This is a genomic window from Arthrobacter sp. B1I2, from assembly GCF_030816485.1.
GTDB lineage: Bacteria > Actinomycetota > Actinomycetes > Actinomycetales > Micrococcaceae > Arthrobacter.
Genome location: NZ_JAUSYC010000001.1, coordinates 2,076,277 through 2,093,703, shown reverse-complemented (window position 1 = coordinate 2,093,703; position 17,427 = coordinate 2,076,277). Strand labels below are relative to the sequence as shown.

Genomic DNA, 17,427 nt, shown 5'->3' with positions numbered 1-17,427 from the left:
CGCGAACGCGGCCCCTCATCGATCAGGTCGTTGAGGGGCCGCTTCGTGAGGGGCCGGCGTTAGTCGACCACGATCACCTTGCCCACCATGCCCATGTAGTCATGGAGTGCGCAGATGTACCTGAACGTTCCCGCCGTCTTGAACGTGACGTCGAACGTGGAATGCGGGCCTGCATCGGCGGGGATTATCCCGGAGTTGAGGTCGCCACCGCGGTAATCCTTGGGATCACCGCTCGGGGCGAAAATGTCCGCCGGTTCGTCGCCAAAGGTGACTGTGTGCGGTGCGCCCATTCCTGGATTGATGAAATGGACCGTATCGCCCACGTGGACTCTCACCGTCGGCTGGACGAAGCGCATGACCATGGCGATGCCATCGTCGTCGCCGGCGAAGACTTTGCGGCTGCTCGCATGCTTGGCCAGAGCGTCGTCAAGTTTCATTCCATCCTTAAGAATGGCTTCCTCCTGGACCGCTGACGAGCGGTCGTAGTCCCGCTGCGTATGCGGGTACGCGGACCCTCGCTGCTGGACGTGGACGGTGCCCTTCATGGCCATGCCGTGAACCAGGCAGTAGTAGGTGAAGTGACCTTCGTGCGGAAACTTCAACTTGTAGCTCTTCACCGTGGGGAATCCCGGAACGTGTACGTTCGCCAGAAGGCCGGAGTTGTAGTACGACTGCCCGTCGTACCAGCTGCCGCCCCGCTTATTCAGCTGGTCAGGGGCCCCCGGGTTGAAGGGCTCCAGCGACTGGCCCGAGGCCAGGAACGTCACCGTGTGGATCTCGGCGGAGTTCGCCTCCCAGGTGATGCTGTCCTCTTCGTTGACCGTGATGTCAGTGGGGAGGAAGGCCATCCCCTGGATTTCCTGGTCCCATGACTCGGAACCAACTTGGACCGTCCAGGAACGGGGGCCCCAGGAGGACGCCCCTGCCGGTCCGGCCCATGCCACGGACAGGGCAAGGGCAATAGCGGCCGCAAAAATGATCGGAATTTTGTGGAATCCCCTCGGGATTCCCGGACTGTGTTGCATCGGAATGCTCTCTTTTTGAACGATGCTCAGCCTGTGAAGGCCGACGCTCAGCGTGGCCGGTCCGCCTCCCGTTGGGAGGGCTGCAAACTGGTCACCCTTTGGGAGCAAGGATCCCCGGCTGTCCATGCTGCGGCAGCGGACCCTTCAAAACTTCAGGGCCCACCGGCCGCACAGGCACCGCAAAACGGTGCGTCGCATGACTCAATTCTGATTCCAGGCGCCTTCGCAGTCGTGCACTGGTGGAAGCGCACGGAAGAGGGGACGCAGTTATCACAATCCTCGCCACCCGCATCATTGTCCAGACCATCCCGGAAGGCGGTTTGGGAGGCGGAGCAATGCCGGGTTAGCCGGCGCTGGAGGTGGGAACCGGCGCCAGGGTCTCCCCCGTCCCGGAATCAGCAGTGGGTGCCGGCGTGGCATAGTCAACGGACGACGTCGGCTCCCCGCCTTCCACATATGGGCCGGCCGGGGCGGTTGCTCCTTGAGTCGGGGCCGGGTTGGGAACACCGGCGGGGGCGGTTGCCGGGGCCGTGCCCGTGGGCTCGGCTTGGGCCAGGGACGAGGTGGGGCTCGGGGCGGGGTCAGCGGATGCCGGGGATGTGGGCGCGGTGGACGCCGACCCGGAGCTGCCCTTGATGATGGCCGTGATCTGCTCCTTGTATCCGTTGAGAGTGGCCTGGATTTCGGAGAGCGGCACGTTCTGGATGTTCCGGCCGTATTCGGCGATCTGTGCCCACAGGGCCTCAAGCTGTTGCCTGCTCGCTGCGTCCAGCGGCCCGTCGAGGGTGAGGACCAGCTGGCTCGCCAACGCGTAGGCGAGGCAGTCCAGGCAGTTGTAGTTGGCCGCCGCGGAGAGGTTCTGCGGGACGATCACGTCGGTCTGGCCCACCACCAGGACCACCTGGAAGCCCACGGCCACGGCGGCGCAGCCGGTACAGCTGGCAAACGCGTAAGCCTCGTTGGTCGTGGTCACGGGCTCTCCGTCCTCGGCCCACACTAGCGCGAACGCCACACTGTACTGGACCGAGCCGTCCGTGGTGTTGACGGCGAGCGCCTGGTTTCCGTCACCGGCAGGGGCAGCGGGCCGGTCGAACGGGAACACCCAGGACGGCGCCGCAGCACCGGACGCAGCAGATGACCCGCCGCCGGTTGAAGACGCGCCGGAACCGGACTTCTCCACCGGCACCAGCACCATGCTCAACTGCGGGTTGTCCCGCGTGGGCTTCGTGGCACCGGCCGGCCACAGGGCGACGGTTCGGCCGGTGGCGCCCTGCCGCAACACCCCGGCCTTGCGCTGGGGAAGGACCGCGCGGGTGGCGTCACCCAGCGTCCCGCGTTCGTACGCCTGCACCGGACGGTACGTCCCGCCGTCGGGCCACCATGCCCAGGCCAGCCCCGCGAGCAGGGCCGCCACGGCGCCCATGGCGACGGTCCGCTGGACAAGCTTGCCCTGGGTCTTCCGCCACAGGCCTGTGACCAGCTGCCGCAGGAGCCGGACCACGATGTACAGGAGGCCCAGCATGGGCACCGCCACCACAACGATCGCCAGCGCCCGCACGGCCACGCCCACGAAATCCCCGGCGGACAGGCTCGCGGCCAGCATCTCCTGCTGCTTGCCGGCGCTTGCCCAGCCGGTGGCCAGCAGCCGCGGCAGGGACAGCACCATCATCACCATGCTGAACAGCAGCACGGGTACGGTGACGAGGACCCACACGGTCACCACCGCCCGCGCCCAGGGCTTCAGCACCTTGCTTTCGGGGTTGCCCCAGCGCCAGGGAAGGAGCCCCAGGAGGGTGGGCTTGATCCGCTGGAAGAGGTCGGGCACGCCGGTGGCATCGGCCAGGATGTGGTAGCCGTCGTACTTCACCAGCGGGATGAGTTGGCGGACCATCTGCAGGATCTGGGTGACCACCACCAGCAGGAGCGCGTCAAAGCCGGTGACCCACCACAGCCCCATGATGGCCACCGCCACGATGGCGTTGAAGTACAGCCCGCCCAGGTCCGTGCGGATCCTGCCGCCGCGGCCCAGCCGGTAGGAGTCGGTGACGTCGGTGAAGAACGCCGGCCACAGCAGGTACAGCCCGGCGCCCATGGCCCCGGGTGTTGCCCCGCCCTTGCGGGTGGCGGCGGCGTGGCCGAATTCGTGGAAGCCGGCGGACAGGATGGTGACGGCGAGGATCAGCAGCAGGAGCGCAGGCTGCTCGAAGGCCTCGTGCGTCGCGGAGCCGAGGCCCTTGACCATGAGCAGCCACCAGCATGCCGCCAGGAACGCGGCCGTCACGGCCACCACGATCAGCGGGTTGAAGAGCACGGCGAACGGTGCCGTGATCCTGCGGGTGCGTTCGGGATCGGACACGACGTATCGGAAGCGCAGGCCCAACAAGGGGTTGGCCTTCTTCACTTCCGGCTGGGTGCCGTCAGCGAGGCGGAGCAGGCCCATGGGCAGCAGCTGCGAGTCCATCAGGGTGCGGATGTTGTCCGCGCTGACCAGCCGCCCGGATCCGGCACTGGCGTGCCGGGCGACGCCCTCCAGGTCCTGCGTCCCGTCGGCGGCTTCCAGCACCAGGTACAGGAGGCGGGTCAGCTGCAGGGTCTGGCCGTCGGCGCGGCGCACCAGGGCGGGCGGCTCACGGTAGCCGGACCCCTCGGCCGTGCCGAGCAGCTGCACACCGTCGGCCCGGGCGGGAAGGTGGGCTCCCGCCGTCGTAATGGTGTGTGTAGGCGGGTCCTGGGCAAGGGTGGCGCGTGACGACGGCGGGCCCGCCTCGGGAGGCGGGCCGCCGTGGGTTTGGGTCATCTTTTCTTACTGCTGCAGGTCGGACTGCTGGTCGGCGGTGGCGTTGGCCTCGCCGTCGATGTGCTGCGAGATGGTGGCGCTCTGGTCCGAGATGGCGTACGCCTGGCTGTCGATGGAGCCGATGTTGGCGGCGACCGCTGCGTCGATGGGTGCCGCCACGTTGGCGTTGGCGGCCACGGCGCCGTTGATCGGGGCGGCGATGGCGGCGTCGGCGTCCAGGTTCACGTCGACGTTCAGCAGGTTGCCGTTCAGCACGCCGGCCGCGTCCGTCAGCCCGCCGGTGCTCGTGGGATCCGTCACCGCACCTGCCGTGCCGTCCGCAGTTCCGGTGTCGGTGCCCGCGTCAGCCGTGTCATCAGCCTGGCCGATCACGCTGTCCTGGGTGGAGTCGGCGTTCGCGTCCGCCGTGATGCCCTGGTCAATGGTGGCGTCCTGGCTGGACAGTGCCTGCGCGTCGGAGCCGAAGGAGAGGATGTTGGCCGAAGCCGCGGCGTCGATGGGTGCGGCCACGTTGGCGTTGGCGGCGACGGCCAGGTCGATGGGTGCTGCGGCGTTGATGCCCAGGTCCAGGTCTGCGTTCAGGTCCAGAACGGACGCCACTTCCTTGTCCGGCAGGGCGGTGGCCTGCTCCGACATCAGTTCTTCATCAGTGAGGGGACGCATTTCGTTGTCCATGTTTGAGACCTCCGGTGCGGCGCGGGTGCTCTGCCCCCAGCGGGCAGCCCGCGCCCAACAATACTAAGCATGATTAGCAGTTTTGCGTACCAAAAATTACACGGCCGCGGCCCATCCGGGGCTATTCCGGCTACGAATGGCCTGTGTGTAAGCGGCGTCCGGTCGCGGGCACAGCAAATGACACTGTAAGTCCATACCCAGCTGAAGGGCTCATCCATGAGTGGTTCAAACTACCGCCGTTTCCTGTCGGAATGCATCGTCTCCGTCCCCGGAAAGCAGCCGGGCCTGGGCGAAGACGACCTGTACGGGTTGTACCTGAGCTGGTGCGTGCTCAACGCTGAGGAACCGGGTTCCGCCACGGCGTTGTCGGCAGCCGCCGCCCAGGAAGGACACACGCAGCAGGACATTGGCTGGCGAAGAGAATGGCGCGAGCTGTCCATGACCGGGCCTGCCGCCGTCGACTATATCCTTGCCAGCCAGCCAAGCCTGATCTAGCCGTGCGGTGCGCGGCCGCTCAGCGGGCCGGCTGCGCAAAGGTACGACGGCGGGTGGTCACCCTGGGCGGGTTGCCTGGCCCCGGGTTGGGTAAGGTCTGAGCATGATCCAGGCTGCGTCCGTGTCCGCACTCACGTCCTATCACTGGCTGGGGATTCCGATCGCCGCCGCCGGCGCCGTCCTGCTCGCCCTGGGAACACTGTTCCAGCACCGGGCCGTGGAGGACCAGCCGGCTGCTGCCGGCCGCGCGGCGGGCAGCATGGGTGGTGGACGCCTTCAGGCCCTGATGGGGAGGCCCGTGTGGCTGGCCGGGACGGCGATGCTCGGCGCTGCCATCCTCCTCCAGCTCACCAGCCTCCGGTTCTCGCCCCTGATCGTGGTGCAGCCCATCGGCGCAATCGCCCTGGTGGTCACCACGCTGGCCACCGCGCGGATGACCCGCCGGTCCCCCGGGCGGCGGGCGCTCACAGCGGTGGCGTTGTGCGTTGGCGGCGTGGGTGTGTTTGTTGCGGTAGCGGCGCTGTCCGCGGAAGACGTGGAGATCAGCGACCGGCACCTGGTCACCATTCTGATCGTGCTTGCCGCGGTTCTCGTGGTGCTGGCGGTGGCCTTCGCGTTGGGGCGGCACCGTTGGGGCGCCGTGGTCTTCACCGCCGGAGCCGGGATCCTGTTCGGGTTCGTGGCAGCCCTGGCCAAGACCGTCATCGCCCGTTTGTTCCAGGGCGACTTCGAGTGGCTGTCGCTGACGTGCCTGGCGGGGCTGCTCATTGCCGCCCTGGCCGGCAGCTTCCTGGTCCAGAACGCCCACACCCGGGGAACCCCCGAGCTGGTGGTCGCCGGTTTGACCGTCATCGACCCGCTGGTGGCCGTCGCAATCGGGATCACCATCCTGGGCGAAGCCGACGCTGCACCCCCGCTGGCGATCGTCATGTTCCTGCTGTCCGGAGCCACCGCTGTGGCAGGTGTCCTCCTGCTCGCCACGGTCAGGAAACCCGTCACTTTGGGGTAGCACGTACTACTGTGACTGACCGAACTTCTTAAGGCCCAGCGAGCGGGACCTAATACCCTCGATATGCCGCGTCATGGCGGCCGTGGCTGCGTCCGGGTCGCCGGCTTTGATGGCATCGATGATGGCGTGGTGTTCCTGCACCGTGTGGTCGCCGCTCATGTCGTTGTGCACCATGAGCCGGAAGCGCTGGATGTGGCCCTCGATAGAACCGTAGGCACGCAAGAGGAACTCGTTGTCCGTGGCCTCCACGATCCGCCGGTGAAAGTTCTCATCGGCCTTCCAGTAAGCGCGGTAGCCGGCAAAGGTATCCCCGCCCCGTCGGGACGCCTCAAGGTCGTGGTGGAACCCCTCCAGGTCCACCACCAACTCATCCGTCGAGTTGGTCGCGGCAATACTGCTGCAGGCAGGTTCAAGAATCTGCCGTGATGCCAGAAGTGCGGCGATGTCCCGGGCAGTGGGTTCCGGCGCAACCTTGTAGCCGCGCAACGCTTCCCGCCGGACCATGCCGGTCGTTTCCAGGCGGGCCAGCGCCTCCCGCACGGGTGTTGAGGAAACCTTGAAGCGCTTAGCCAATCCATCGATGCTCAACGGCGCCCCAGTGGAGATCTTGTCATCCAACAACAGGGACAGGATGGCCTCGAACACCTGGTCCACCAGCATCGGCCGGCCGGGGATCAGGACTTCTTCTTCGGGCGAAGCGGCGTTCATTTCGGAATCCTATGTGAATTTTCGGGTCAATCGGATTGGCCAACAGCAGGACGTTCATCAGCGCGCCGTCACAAACCGGACAAAGCAAAAAGGTGTTTGCGGAAAATCGTGCATGATGTACGGTACATGATACAGGACAGCAAAGTGATCTGTAACACAGTTACTGCTGCCCACCAAGGTTGGAAGCTCTCCTACCACCCCTCCTCCCCCAACTCCGAAGGCGTGTAGATGATTCAGTTTCGATCGATGTTGGTGACCATCGCCGCAGTATCCATGGCGAGCGTGCTTCTCTCCGGCTGCTCCAATCCGGAGACGACCAGCTCGGCCCAGTCCGACGCCCCCAAATCCTCCAGCTCCGCGGAAGCCGTCAAAGTCGACGAAGCCGCCGCGGCAGCCCTCCCCAAGGACGCACGGGACAAGGGAACCCTCACCGTGACCATGAGCCAGAGCTCACCGCCCCTGCACTTCATGGCACCGGACGGAACAACCACCCACGGCGTGGACCCCGAAATTGCCATGGCCCTCGGGCAGACACTGGGCCTGAAGACGGAGGTCAAGAGCGGCCCCTTCGACGGCATCATCCCCGGCATTGCCGCGGGGAAGTTCGACATGGCCATCTCCCAGATGTCCCCCTCCACCGAACGCATGAAAGTGCTTGATTTTGTGGATTACTACCAGTCAGGCAGCGGCATCGGTGTGGCTCCGGGCAACCCGCAGCACGTCACGGTGGACACCCTCTGCGGCAAGCGGGTCGGCGTGCTGAAGGGTTCCTTCCAGGACCTCAAGCGTCTTCCAGCCCTGTCCCAGGCGTGCACGGCCGCCGGCAACCCGGCCATCGAAGCCATGACTTACCCCGATATGCAGGCCCCCAACCTCGCACTTACTGCCGGCCGCATTGACGCCGTCTACATTGACGGACCCACGCTGGGCTACGCCATCAAGCAGGGCGGCCAGATCGAACTGCTCGGCGAAAAAGACGTCTCCCCCGTCAGCATCGGCTTCAAGAAGGGCGCCGGACTGGAGAAGGCCATCCAGCTCGGCATGGAGTCGCTGGCCAAGAGCGGCAAGTACAAGGAGATCCTCGACAAGTGGGGCGTAGGCAGCGGTGCAATCTCTGACTTCGCCTTCAACAAAGCGCAGTAGCCACATGGCCAACACAGCCACGGAACCCGACGCCAAGGCACCAGCCGGTGACGGGCTGGACCGGCAGCTTCTCCTGGGACGTCCCCACCAGCGCCACGGAGGGTTGTGGCTCACGGCGGCAATCGTCCTGTTTGCCATCTTCCTGGTGGCCTACTCCCTCGTCACCAATCCCCGCTTCGAGTGGAACGTCGTCTTCGGCTGGTTCACCTCAGAGCGGCTGTTCACGGGCCTCCTTCGCACGCTGGGACTTACGGCCATCTCCATGGCCGTGGGAATCGTCGTCGGCGTCCTGTTGGCGCTGGCCAGGCTCGCTCCCAACGTCATCGTCGGCGGGACCGCCGCGTTCCTGGTGTGGCTCTTCCGCGGGGTGCCGGTCTTCGTCCAGCTCCTCTTCTGGGGTTTCATCGCAGCCATCTACCCGCGGATTGCGGTAGGAGTGCCGTTCGGGCCCGAGTTCTTCTCCGTGGATGCCAACGTGCTCATCACCCCCTTCATGGCGGCAATCCTGGGCTTGGGACTGAACGAAGGTGCCTACATGTCCGAGATCGTCCGCGCAGGACTCCTGAGCGTCAACCGCGGGCAGACGGAAGCGGCCACGGCACTGGGCATGCGTCGGTTCGCCATACTTTCGCGGATTGTGCTGCCGCAGGCGATGAGGATCATCATCCCGCCCACGGGCAACCAGACCATTTCCATGCTGAAGACCACCTCCCTGGTAAGCGTCCTCGCCTTCCCGGAGCTGCTGTACTCCGCGCAGCTGGTCTACAGCGCAAACTTCAAGACCATTCCGCTGCTCATCGCCGCAAGCATGTGGTACCTGCTGGTCACGAGCATCCTGAGCCTGGGGCAGTACTTCATTGAACGGCATTTCAACCGGGGCGGCATTACCTCAGGGCGAAGCATCCGCGGCCCCCGAAAGCCCAAAGCGGTGAACTCCCGCGCCACACCAGAGGAGGTCCGGCCATGACTGACGTGATGATCGAAGCACAGGGAGTTACCAAGAGCTTCGGTGACCTTGAAGTGCTGAAAGGCATCGATCTGACAGTCCCTAAGGGCAGTGTCACCTGCATTATCGGGCCGTCGGGCTCCGGTAAGTCGACATTCCTCCGCTGCATCAACCAGCTGGAAACGCTCGACGGCGGGTACATCCTTGTGGAGGGACAGCCGGTTGGGGTGAAGATCAAGAAGGGCCGGCTGCACGCGCAGAACAACGCTGAGGCGGCGAGGATGCGCGAGAACATCGGCATGGTCTTCCAGAGCTTCAATCTTTTTCCCCACATGACGGTGTTGGAGAACGTCTGCGAGGCACCGGTCAGGGTGAAGAAGGAGAGCCGGAAGGCCGTCCAGGCCCGGGCACGGATCCTCCTGGAACGCGTGGGACTGGCAGAAAAAGTCCATGCCTACCCGGCGTCCCTTTCCGGTGGCCAGCAGCAGCGCGTGGCCATCGCCAGGGCGCTGGCCATGGAGCCCCGGCTGATGCTTTTTGACGAGCCCACTTCCGCCTTGGACCCGGAGCTTGTAGGCGAGGTGCTGGACGTGATGCGCAAGCTCGCGGACGCCGGGATGACCATGATCGTGGTCACCCACGAGATTGGCTTCGCCCGGGAAGTTGGCGACCACCTGATCTTTATGGATGGTGGCGGCATCGTGGAACAGGGCGACCCGCGGACCGTCCTGCGGGAACCGCGGCATGAACGCACTAAGCAATTCCTGGCGAAAGTAATTTAGACCTTCACATTGGAGCAGGACTCTTGAGAAACAAATGGATTGTCAGCGTCGAGGACTACCGCAAAGCCTCGCGCAAGCAGCTGCCTAAGATGATTTCGGATTATTTGGAGGGCGGTGCGCTGGACGAGACCACCATGCGCGCCAACGAGGACCGTTTCGATGCCCTGATGCTTCGGCAACGCTCGATGGTGGATCTGCGGGGCATGAACACGTCCACCACGGTGCTGGGCCATTCCCTGGCGATGCCGCTGATGGTGGCACCAATGGGGATGCTCACCATTTTCCACCCGGGTTCGGATCCTGCCGTTGCCAGGGCTGCGGTCAGGGCAGGATCGATCTTCATCCACAGTGCCTGGGCGGGGTGTTCCCTGGAAGAGGTGGCCAAGGTGGCTCCCAACAATCTGTGGGCGCAAATCGCCTTCTGGAAGGATCCGGCGGAAACCGCCAGCTACATCAACCGGGCGCGGGCTGTGGGGGTTGAGACGCTGGTAGTGGCAGGCGATGTGGGGTCCTCCAGCAAGCGCGAACGGGACCTGCACCACGGGCTGTCCATGCCGCCGCGGCCACCGGTGGCAGATTACTTCAACGCCGCAACGCGCCCGGCCTGGCTCTGGCGCTGGCTCACGGGCCGGAGGATGACGTACGGCAACTACCAGATCAACGGCCGCCCGCTGCGTATGGACGAGATGAACAACTGGATGGCGTCCAACAAGAACCCGGGTGCCACGTGGGATGACTTCGCCCGGCTCCGCTCCGAGTGGAAGGGGAACCTGGTGATCAAGGGCATCATGGACGCTGAGGACGCAGCCCGGGCAGTGAATGAGGGAGCGGACGGCATTTTCGTTTCCAATCACGGCGGCCGGCAGTTCGACTCCCAGCCGGCGACCATCGACGTGCTGCCGTCAATTGTTGACGCTGTGGGCGGACGGGCGGAGATCTATCTCGACGGCGGCATCCGCCGGGGGCACGACATCGTCAAGGCAGTCGCTTTGGGGGCCAAGGCGACGCTGGCCGGACGTCCGTTCGCCTACGCCCTCGCGACTGGCGGTGAGCTGGCCGTGGACCGGGTGTTCTCAATCCTCCAGGAGGAATTCAAGGGCGCAATGGGATTTGTCGGGAAGCCCTCCGTCACAGAACTGGACAGCTCTATTTTCGCGAAGACGAGCCCGGCTGCCTTACCGGAGAGCCTGCTCGTCTAAAAACGGCACTCCAAACTGCCCGTCTCGCCGGAGAGGCGGGCAGTTCGGCCCCCGGGGGTGCCCTAGTTAAGGAGGTAGGAGTCGTCAGGGTCCGGCCGCGCCGCCGGGTTCTTCCCCAACGGCAGGGCGGTGGCCAGGGCTTTGAGCCCTATGGCGGGCAGCAACACCGCGGCTGCAGTTACCGACAATGCAGAAGCCCACCAGCTCCAGGGTTCGCGCTTCGGCAGGCGGCGACGGCGGCGCCCACCGTCCATGAGTTCCATCATGCTGAAAGGCTAGGAGGCCGCAGTGCGGAACGCCCCCGCACCGGCTACCTGTCTTTGCGCGGGGCACTACTGGGAGCGGAAGGCAGGAGTACGACGGCGGCAGGCACCGAAACGTCACCCCGCACTAGAGAGAAGAGGCGGGAGGGGCTACCGGTACCAGTCGACGATCGCGGCGGCGCGAGGGGAAAACAATGCCACTTATGCCAGCTATGCGAACATCGCCAAGACCCCGGACACGATCATTGCCGGGACTGTCACGGTGGACGCGAACAACCTAGTCACCAGCGCCGCCGTGCAGTGGCCGGACGGAAAGCCCGGAACGCTAACCATCACCAGTCGGGACGCTAACAACGCAGTCCTCGCCTACAACGTCACCTACGGCTCGCCGGTCATCAAGACCTTCACGCAGCCGACCATCACCGGGAACGCTGCCGGCGCGGCGACCAACGTACCCCAGATTCTGGTGAGCTAATCCATGGGAAGCATTCTCGACGCACCCGTAACGCCAGCATCCATCGGTGCCGCCCCAGCAACCCCCCGAGGGCTGGAGGACATTGAGGCTACCCGCGCCCGACGTCTCCGCCCCTTCCACCGCGCACTCGCGGGCCGCAACGGCGGCAAATGTTACGTATGGGCCATTGGTCACTCATTCATTGAAGGCGCGGGTGTGAGCAGCTACACGGCCCGGTTCACGCACCAGCTCAACCTTGCTCTCGCCGCACAGTTTCCTGCCAACGGCGTCACAACCCCGGGCCTTGGATACATCGCCTGGGCTACCCCATCAATGGGTAACATGAGCATCCTGCCAATCACTATGCCAAACGTGCCACAGCCCAGCACCAGCGGCATCGGGCGGCACGCCTTTGAACTATCTACCGTGGACCACAAGGTCACGCTCACGAACGTCCAAACAAACCGGTTGTTCCTGGTCCTCACTAAAAAGTCGGGAGGCGGCATCGGCTACTACAAAGTAGACGGTGGAGCGGCGGTCGCCTTTGACAGTTTCAACGCTTCCACAGTGGGCGGTCAGCTGGTCAACATCACCCTCACCTCGGGGGTACACAGCGTCGAGGTCGGCTGGTCATCCGGCGGCATCGTCACATTCAACGGGTTCATGGTGTTCAACGGGGACGCAAGTGTCGGCGTCACTGTTGTCCCCCACGGCGCCAGCTCCACGCAAACCAACTTCTGGCTGGACGCCACCACCCAGAACCATTGGGACAACCTCAAAACGTTCACCCCATCACTGATGATAATCACCGACATGCGGAACGACTGGTCAGGCGGGGTGCCCTCCGCAACGGTAAAAGCGAACCTTACCGCCATGATCGGCAAAATCAACGGGCAATATGCGGCGGATAAGCTGCCGACCATCGTGCTCTGTGCCGAGATCCTTGATGCCTTGGGCACGGCACCTATTGAGCCCTGGTCTAACTATGTCGCCAAAGCCAAACAGCTTGAGAATGAGCAGAGCAACGTGCTGGTGTTTGATATGGCGCCCCCGCTTCGGTGAGACCGTGGCAGAAGCCGGCATCCTCATCAGTGACGGCGTCCACCCCAACGACGCCGGCGTCCTGCACTGGGTTGCAGCGTTCACCCGGTTCATCGCACCGCGCTAGTAGGAGCCGTGAACCCTGTTCCCAACGGCGCATTCGTCAGAGCAGAACAGGTCCGCGGCATCATCGCGTAAGGGCTGGTTGCATTCAGCGCACCGGCCCTTACGCAGCTTCCTGGCAGTGTTCCAACGGCTGATTAGTCCCCCAATAGTCATGCACCGATTGTAGAGCTCAATGCGATGGGGTGAAGTGCAGTGTCTTTAGGGCATGTGAGACTTTTGGCGGGGACAGATGGTTTGCACCGCTGTCCTCGTCATAAAGTCTGCCTGCTGAACGCTGGCGCCAGCCGCCTTTTCCTGAGCCATAAAGCTGGCGTATGCCGTGGCGGGGTCGGCGTCAAAAGTTTGGCAAACCGTATAACCAATGATCGCCGCGTCATCTGCCGGGACCGCACCAGGGTACTTCGCGTTCACAGCTTCAACAAAGGATGGGATGGCACCGTTATAGGCCGCTGAAAGTCCAGTTGGCGTGGATGGGGTGGAGGCGTTGGACTGCCCGAAGAATACCTCCGGGAAGCACACAAGCGTTGCAACCCCAAGGCTAGCCGCGACGGCAAGAACGCCTTTGCCAACCGTCATTCCCCCTTAGCCATTCGCCAAGTATAAAGGCGGCACTGCTGTATCGTTGACCGGGACCGTGCGGGGGACGATTAAACAAGGACACGCCGCTTGAAACTCACCAATCAAAATGATGTCGGCGCAGTCAACAAATCCGCGCCCGGAATAATCCTCATCGTCACTTCAGTTGTCGCTGTGGTCGCTGGATTCTTCGACATCCGCTATTCGTTCGGCGCCTTCGCTGCCCTCGCAGTCCTGGCGCTTGTCCAATCCATTGGGCTGGGACGCTTCCTTCCGAAAGCGCCGGTCGGCTGGCTCTATGCTCTGGTCATTTTCGTGACTTGCTGGGCGCCAGCCCTCGGAACCGTAGGAACCATCTCCAGGTTTGTGCTGGCGGGCGTCTGCCTCGTTGCGTTGATCCACAGCTTCAGCCTGCCAGCGCCACGCATGAATAAGGCGGCGAAGGCAGGGGTGGTAATTCTCCTGGTGTCCCTGATCTTGAGCACCTTAGGCGCCGCCTCCTCGGCCTATGGACTGTCACGCCTACTCAACTGGACAATGTTCATTCCGCTGCTGTGGCTTGGTTTCCGCAGACCAGACATCAGGGGTGCCGGGTTTGGACTGGTTGTGACCAGCATCTTCCAGATGATCGGGGTGGGCTTGCAAATGGCAGGCTTGATGAAGGGAACTTGGGGCGGCCTACTGACGTCAGGGCTGACGTACAACCCTGAAACAAGTTCCTGGTTGACGCGATACACCGGCTTCACCATGAACCCCAACAACCTCGCCCTAGTTCTCGCGTGCGGGGTGATCGTCCTCGCGGCCTGCCTTCTGGCGGACCTGCCTCGGAGAACGAAGGTCGGCTTCCTCATGCTAATGGGACTCTTCGCTGTCGGCATCGTCCTGACCGGCTCCCGTGGCGGCCTCGTTGCAGTCGCCATCGGTGTAGTCGTTCTTTTTTTCTTCGCCGGAAAACGCGGTGTAGCACTCGGGATCACAGTCCTTGGACTCGCTATCGTTGCTTACGTCATTACCGGTTCACGGGAACTCGACCGTCTTCTACAGTCCTTCATTGAGATTGTGTCTGGCGTGGACGCAAGCGCCACCCAGCGGAGTAATGTTTGGCTGACTCGCCTCCAATCGACGCAGAACGGAAACATGTTCATCGGAACCGGGTTTGGCGGCTACGCGCCTGAACTCTTCGCCGGTCAGCACGGACTTGATGTCGACCCAGCGAGTGCTCGCCGAGCCACCGTAGACAACAGTTGGCTGAAGATCCTGCTTGAATCAGGCGTCCTCGGCATGTTCGCAATGGCCCTAACGATGCTCGCCCCGATGTGCAGCGCACTCTGGAAGTCCACGGGCGACCGGCGCCTGTGGGGCATCGCAGCCGGTGCCGTGATCGCTGCACTCATCTGGCGGTCAATCTCAGTGGACATGCTGGACCAGAACCCGTGGAACGCCTTCGTGTTCATCGCTCTGGGCCTCGCAGCAGCGTCCACGGCTCCACGGCCTGATGATGAACCGGAAGCGGCGCAGAAGCAGGGGAGCGCCCTCCTCCTACGGCGAGGGGTCAAATAAGACACGGTGTCCGGCCGCAGTTATGCGCAACTCGAAGCCCTCGACGCCGCACTCTACGCCGAGGCCTTCGGAGTTGGCGGCCGCTACTACGGCGACAGCTTCACGGACCCGGCTAAGATCTAGCGGCCTAGGTGAGCGTGTCCAGGTGAAAGTCATCCGCGCACGCTTGTGAGCAGAACCGGGTAGTTGCGTCGTCTCGCAGCGCTGTGAAGCAGGCGGCGCACGGCCCTCGCCAAAAGCTTCACGGTGGAACGCACGCGGCGGACAGCCTCTAGAAGATTCCCCAGGCGCCCCAGTATAGGGGCTAGCAATTGGAGGGTCTTAAGCCGCGAGTTTGAGGGCCTCCGCGAGGACTGGCCCCAACGAGGATGAATACTTTGCGGTCAGGTGGGTGCCATCCGCATAAACTGGCGTTGTTCCCATAAACGAGGGACAGTAACCATAGTCAGTGCAGAACCAGGTCCTTGTGGTCAGGACTTCGAAAGACTTGTTGCCAAGTTCTTGGACTTGATCGCTAGCCACCGTGTGAACGTCCGCGTAGAGCTTCGATACCGTCGTTTTGCAGTCACTTGGCCTGCTGATCCGGGTAGCACAATCGCTCAATGATTGCCCTCCTGGGGGAGGGTCCAGTACAACCGTTCGCTTTGCAGCACTGTTAAGGGCCCGGAATGTGTCTCCGTAACCTTGCGCCCACTCGTCGAGGAATGCAGATCCTTGGGCTCCACTGGCAAGTGTGGGGCTTACGGTGCTAGTCAGGAACAACAGGTCCGGATGAAGCTCGTTGGCCTTCGTCCACGTCCAATCCCTAAATGCATCACATTCAGGGTGCGGTGACTTGTCCAGTTTCAACACGGATACCTTCGCGGCAGGACACTGCTGCATTGTGTAGACCAAGACCTTATATCCTCGGGGTTCAAGCGCGGCCCTGATAGCTGGCACATAGCTTATGGCAACAGAATCCCCAAGGACCATCGCCGTCTTCGCCGCTTTAGGGTCTCCGTAAACACATCGCTCGGCGTTCGCTTGCGGGTTGGCAAGCGCCTTCTGCTCTAGTCCGAGACAACCGTCGTTGGACCACTCCGGCGCTAAGGAAGCACGTCCGAGCCCATCCATGGATGGGCTCAGTTCTGGCCATTCAGTGGCTCTGGCCGACTCTTCAACCTTCGCTGCAAGCGCGGCCTGCGCCGTCAGGCTCGTCGCGGTTGATGAGGGCGACGGCATTACATGCGGGACCGAAATTTGGGCGTCGGATGACCGCCCCTTGTCAAGGCTAAGGGCCACCCCCGTCGTGATACTCGCCGCTAGCGCGAGGACGCCCAGCGCCGCGATCGACCGAATTTGCGAGGATTTGTCGGAGGACTTTGGCCGCTCAAGTGCCCGCTTGTTCCGGGGATCTAACCACGACGACTTGCGTATGGGATCTTCGACGACGTGATATGAGGCAACGGACAGCACTGCCATTAATGCGAGTGTTGAAGCGAAATACAGCATGTCCTTGTCGCGGAAAAAGACTTGGCCGAGGACGATGACTGGAAAATGCCAGAGGTATAGCGAGTACGAGATGTTGCCGATGTACCGAGCGAGCGGATTCGTTATCGGCGCCAGAAATCTCTGCTCGCCCCCAGTCCCGGCAGCTATCACAAACGCGGTGGACAGCACCGGTAGAGCCGCCCAGGGTGCGGGGAACAAGGAGTCGGATGAAACTACGAACAGGCTTGCGACAATTCCAGCAAGGCCCGCCCAGGCCAGAACTGGGCGCACGTACGCCGGCAGTCGGCGCAATTGAGTTGAACCAACAGCAAGAAGGGCGCCAATGCCAAGTTCCCAAGTGCGAGAGAGCGTTGAGAAGTACGCCCACGTCGGGGACGTAGCCGTCTCGTATACAGCCCACGAGAAAGATGCAGCGACGATGATGAACATGGCCACAGCCACGGCTCGGTGGGCAAGCTTTATGTCACCGGCTGCCTTTCGGCCCACTACAACGAAGATGAGGAGCATCAACCAGGGCCATACGAAGTAGAACTGTTCCTCAACGGCCAGGGACCAGAAGTGCTGCAGGGGCGACACTGCGCCGGTGCCTTGGAAATAGTCTGTTCCGACACTTGCGAAGCGCCAGTTAGCCGTGAAGCAAAACGCCCAGGCGGCATCAATGAAGACGCCGATGGAACGGCCGGTGTTAAAGACGAAGTAAGCCCCTGCCGCTGTGGCAGCCAACACAAGCGCCGAAGCGGGCAGGATCCGCTTGGCGCGGCGCCGGTAGAAACCCACGAAAGAAATGTGCCCGGTGCGGTCGTGCTCCTTGAGCAGGAGTCCCGTGATGAGGAATCCGCTGATGACGAAGAAAACGTCCACGCCGACGAACCCGCCTGAAGGGTATGCGAAAAGGTGGTCTGCGATAACCACCAGAACGGCAAGGGCGCGAAGGCCCTGAATATCGGCTCTGAAAACCGACTTCCTCTCGGCCCCGCTGGCGCCCAGATTCCGGACAGGCTTGATCGCCAGTTTTTCTGCCATTTGATTCCCCCATAAGAGACCTGTAAGGGCCCTATTCTAGCGGTTAGATAAGACCGGTTTAGTGCCCCTGGAGCTACCTTGGCCTCGCCAAACGAGCCAGCCCTGTTGCGACTG

Annotated in this window: 16 protein-coding genes; 9 read left to right on the top strand and 7 right to left on the bottom strand. The window is 63.2% G+C overall.

The genetic code is table 11. The features are described from left to right. Positions 1–59: 59 nt before the first annotated feature. From QFZ57_RS09725 to QFZ57_RS09715, 3 genes are all read right to left on the bottom strand, one after another. Positions 60–1,025: a plastocyanin/azurin family copper-binding protein gene (locus QFZ57_RS09725; RefSeq protein ID WP_306899851.1), complete on the bottom strand. Its 966-nt coding sequence runs from the start codon at positions 1,023–1,025 to the stop codon at positions 60–62. 343 nt (positions 1,026–1,368) lie between these two features. After that, entirely contained in the window at positions 1,369–3,822 is a 2,454-nt protein-coding gene (locus QFZ57_RS09720) for a hypothetical protein (protein WP_306899850.1), read from the bottom strand. A 6-nt stretch (positions 3,823–3,828) separates the two neighbouring features. Continuing rightward, on the bottom strand, positions 3,829–4,497 hold the full coding sequence (locus QFZ57_RS09715; protein ID WP_306899848.1) for a peptidoglycan-binding protein: 669 nt from the start codon (positions 4,495–4,497) through the stop codon (positions 3,829–3,831). A gap of 216 nt (positions 4,498–4,713) precedes the next feature. Here QFZ57_RS09715 and QFZ57_RS09710 point away from each other — a divergent pair, with 216 nt between their 5' ends. Together QFZ57_RS09710 and QFZ57_RS09705 are read left to right on the top strand one after the other, a co-directional pair. Further along, positions 4,714–4,992, top strand: a complete 279-nt coding sequence (locus QFZ57_RS09710) for a hypothetical protein (protein ID WP_306899847.1) — start codon at positions 4,714–4,716, stop codon at positions 4,990–4,992. Positions 4,993–5,095: 103 nt separating this feature from the next. Then, positions 5,096–6,001: a multidrug DMT transporter permease gene (locus QFZ57_RS09705; RefSeq protein WP_306899845.1), complete on the top strand. Its 906-nt coding sequence runs from the start codon at positions 5,096–5,098 to the stop codon at positions 5,999–6,001. Between the two features lie 6 nt (positions 6,002–6,007). Here QFZ57_RS09705 and QFZ57_RS09700 read toward each other — a convergent pair whose 3' ends face one another. Then, positions 6,008–6,709: a GntR family transcriptional regulator gene (locus tag QFZ57_RS09700; RefSeq protein WP_306630223.1), complete on the bottom strand. Its 702-nt coding sequence runs from the start codon at positions 6,707–6,709 to the stop codon at positions 6,008–6,010. Between the two features lie 228 nt (positions 6,710–6,937). Between QFZ57_RS09700 and QFZ57_RS09695 the strand changes: the two genes are divergently transcribed. The 4 genes from QFZ57_RS09695 to QFZ57_RS09680 are packed head-to-tail and all read left to right on the top strand — an operon-like array spanning position 6,938 to position 10,779. Then, on the top strand, positions 6,938–7,852 hold the full coding sequence (locus tag QFZ57_RS09695) for an ABC transporter substrate-binding protein (protein ID WP_306630222.1): 915 nt from the start codon (positions 6,938–6,940) through the stop codon (positions 7,850–7,852). A gap of 4 nt (positions 7,853–7,856) precedes the next feature. Then, on the top strand, positions 7,857–8,819 hold the full coding sequence (locus tag QFZ57_RS09690) for an amino acid ABC transporter permease (RefSeq protein WP_306630221.1): 963 nt from the start codon (positions 7,857–7,859) through the stop codon (positions 8,817–8,819). Continuing rightward, a complete protein-coding gene (locus QFZ57_RS09685; RefSeq protein WP_306630220.1) occupies positions 8,816–9,580 on the top strand; it encodes an amino acid ABC transporter ATP-binding protein in 765 nt (254 codons plus the stop codon). The genes QFZ57_RS09690 and QFZ57_RS09685 overlap by 4 nt, the downstream gene beginning before the upstream one ends. 23 nt (positions 9,581–9,603) lie before the next feature. After that, positions 9,604–10,779, top strand: coding sequence for an alpha-hydroxy acid oxidase (locus QFZ57_RS09680; protein ID WP_306899840.1), 1,176 nt, complete (start codon positions 9,604–9,606; stop codon positions 10,777–10,779). Between the two features lie 62 nt (positions 10,780–10,841). Here the strand turns inward: QFZ57_RS09680 and QFZ57_RS09675 are convergent, their stop codons facing one another. Then, positions 10,842–11,045 carry a hypothetical protein gene (locus QFZ57_RS09675; RefSeq protein ID WP_306899839.1) on the bottom strand — a complete coding sequence of 68 codons (204 nt, stop codon included), beginning with the start codon at positions 11,043–11,045 and terminating at the stop codon, positions 10,842–10,844. A gap of 22 nt (positions 11,046–11,067) precedes the next feature. Here QFZ57_RS09675 and QFZ57_RS09670 point away from each other — a divergent pair, with 22 nt between their 5' ends. Together QFZ57_RS09670 and QFZ57_RS09665 are read left to right on the top strand one after the other, a co-directional pair. Then, a complete protein-coding gene (locus QFZ57_RS09670) occupies positions 11,068–11,517 on the top strand; it encodes a hypothetical protein (RefSeq protein WP_306899836.1) in 450 nt (149 codons plus the stop codon). 195 nt (positions 11,518–11,712) lie between these two features. Continuing rightward, entirely contained in the window at positions 11,713–12,558 is an 846-nt protein-coding gene (locus QFZ57_RS09665; protein ID WP_306899835.1) for an SGNH/GDSL hydrolase family protein, read from the top strand. A 303-nt stretch (positions 12,559–12,861) separates the two neighbouring features. Here the strand turns inward: QFZ57_RS09665 and QFZ57_RS09660 are convergent, their stop codons facing one another. Beyond that, the gene (locus QFZ57_RS09660; protein ID WP_306899833.1) at positions 12,862–13,239 is read right to left on the bottom strand and encodes a DUF732 domain-containing protein; all 378 of its coding nucleotides are present in this window, start codon (positions 13,237–13,239) and stop codon (positions 12,862–12,864) included. 90 nt (positions 13,240–13,329) lie between these two features. Here QFZ57_RS09660 and QFZ57_RS09655 point away from each other — a divergent pair, with 90 nt between their 5' ends. Next, complete coding sequence (locus tag QFZ57_RS09655; protein WP_306899831.1) at positions 13,330–14,799, top strand: O-antigen ligase family protein; 1,470 nt, start codon at positions 13,330–13,332, stop codon at positions 14,797–14,799. A gap of 321 nt (positions 14,800–15,120) precedes the next feature. On the opposite strand, the gene QFZ57_RS09650 is transcribed toward QFZ57_RS09655, so the two are convergent. Next, positions 15,121–17,313: an acyltransferase family protein gene (locus QFZ57_RS09650; RefSeq protein ID WP_306899829.1), complete on the bottom strand. Its 2,193-nt coding sequence runs from the start codon at positions 17,311–17,313 to the stop codon at positions 15,121–15,123. Between the last annotated feature and the right edge of the window lie 114 nt (positions 17,314–17,427).

What these genes read in the sequence shown, in the direction of transcription:
- QFZ57_RS09725 (WP_306899851.1), bottom strand. Translation starts at nt 1,025, where the DNA reads ATGCAACACAGTCCGGGAATCCCGAGGGGATTCCACAAAATTCCGATC.
- QFZ57_RS09720 (WP_306899850.1), bottom strand. Translation starts at nt 3,822, where the DNA reads ATGACCCAAACCCACGGCGGCCCGCCTCCCGAGGCGGGCCCGCCGTCG.
- QFZ57_RS09715 (WP_306899848.1), bottom strand. Translation starts at nt 4,497, where the DNA reads ATGGACAACGAAATGCGTCCCCTCACTGATGAAGAACTGATGTCGGAG.
- QFZ57_RS09710 (WP_306899847.1), top strand. Translation starts at nt 4,714, where the DNA reads ATGAGTGGTTCAAACTACCGCCGTTTCCTGTCGGAATGCATCGTCTCC.
- QFZ57_RS09705 (WP_306899845.1), top strand. Translation starts at nt 5,096, where the DNA reads ATGATCCAGGCTGCGTCCGTGTCCGCACTCACGTCCTATCACTGGCTG.
- QFZ57_RS09700 (WP_306630223.1), bottom strand. Translation starts at nt 6,709, where the DNA reads ATGAACGCCGCTTCGCCCGAAGAAGAAGTCCTGATCCCCGGCCGGCCG.
- QFZ57_RS09695 (WP_306630222.1), top strand. Translation starts at nt 6,938, where the DNA reads ATGATTCAGTTTCGATCGATGTTGGTGACCATCGCCGCAGTATCCATG.
- QFZ57_RS09690 (WP_306630221.1), top strand. Translation starts at nt 7,857, where the DNA reads ATGGCCAACACAGCCACGGAACCCGACGCCAAGGCACCAGCCGGTGAC.
- QFZ57_RS09685 (WP_306630220.1), top strand. Translation starts at nt 8,816, where the DNA reads ATGACTGACGTGATGATCGAAGCACAGGGAGTTACCAAGAGCTTCGGT.
- QFZ57_RS09675 (WP_306899839.1), bottom strand. Translation starts at nt 11,045, where the DNA reads ATGATGGAACTCATGGACGGTGGGCGCCGCCGTCGCCGCCTGCCGAAG.
- QFZ57_RS09660 (WP_306899833.1), bottom strand. Translation starts at nt 13,239, where the DNA reads ATGACGGTTGGCAAAGGCGTTCTTGCCGTCGCGGCTAGCCTTGGGGTT.
- QFZ57_RS09650 (WP_306899829.1), bottom strand. Translation starts at nt 17,313, where the DNA reads ATGGCAGAAAAACTGGCGATCAAGCCTGTCCGGAATCTGGGCGCCAGC.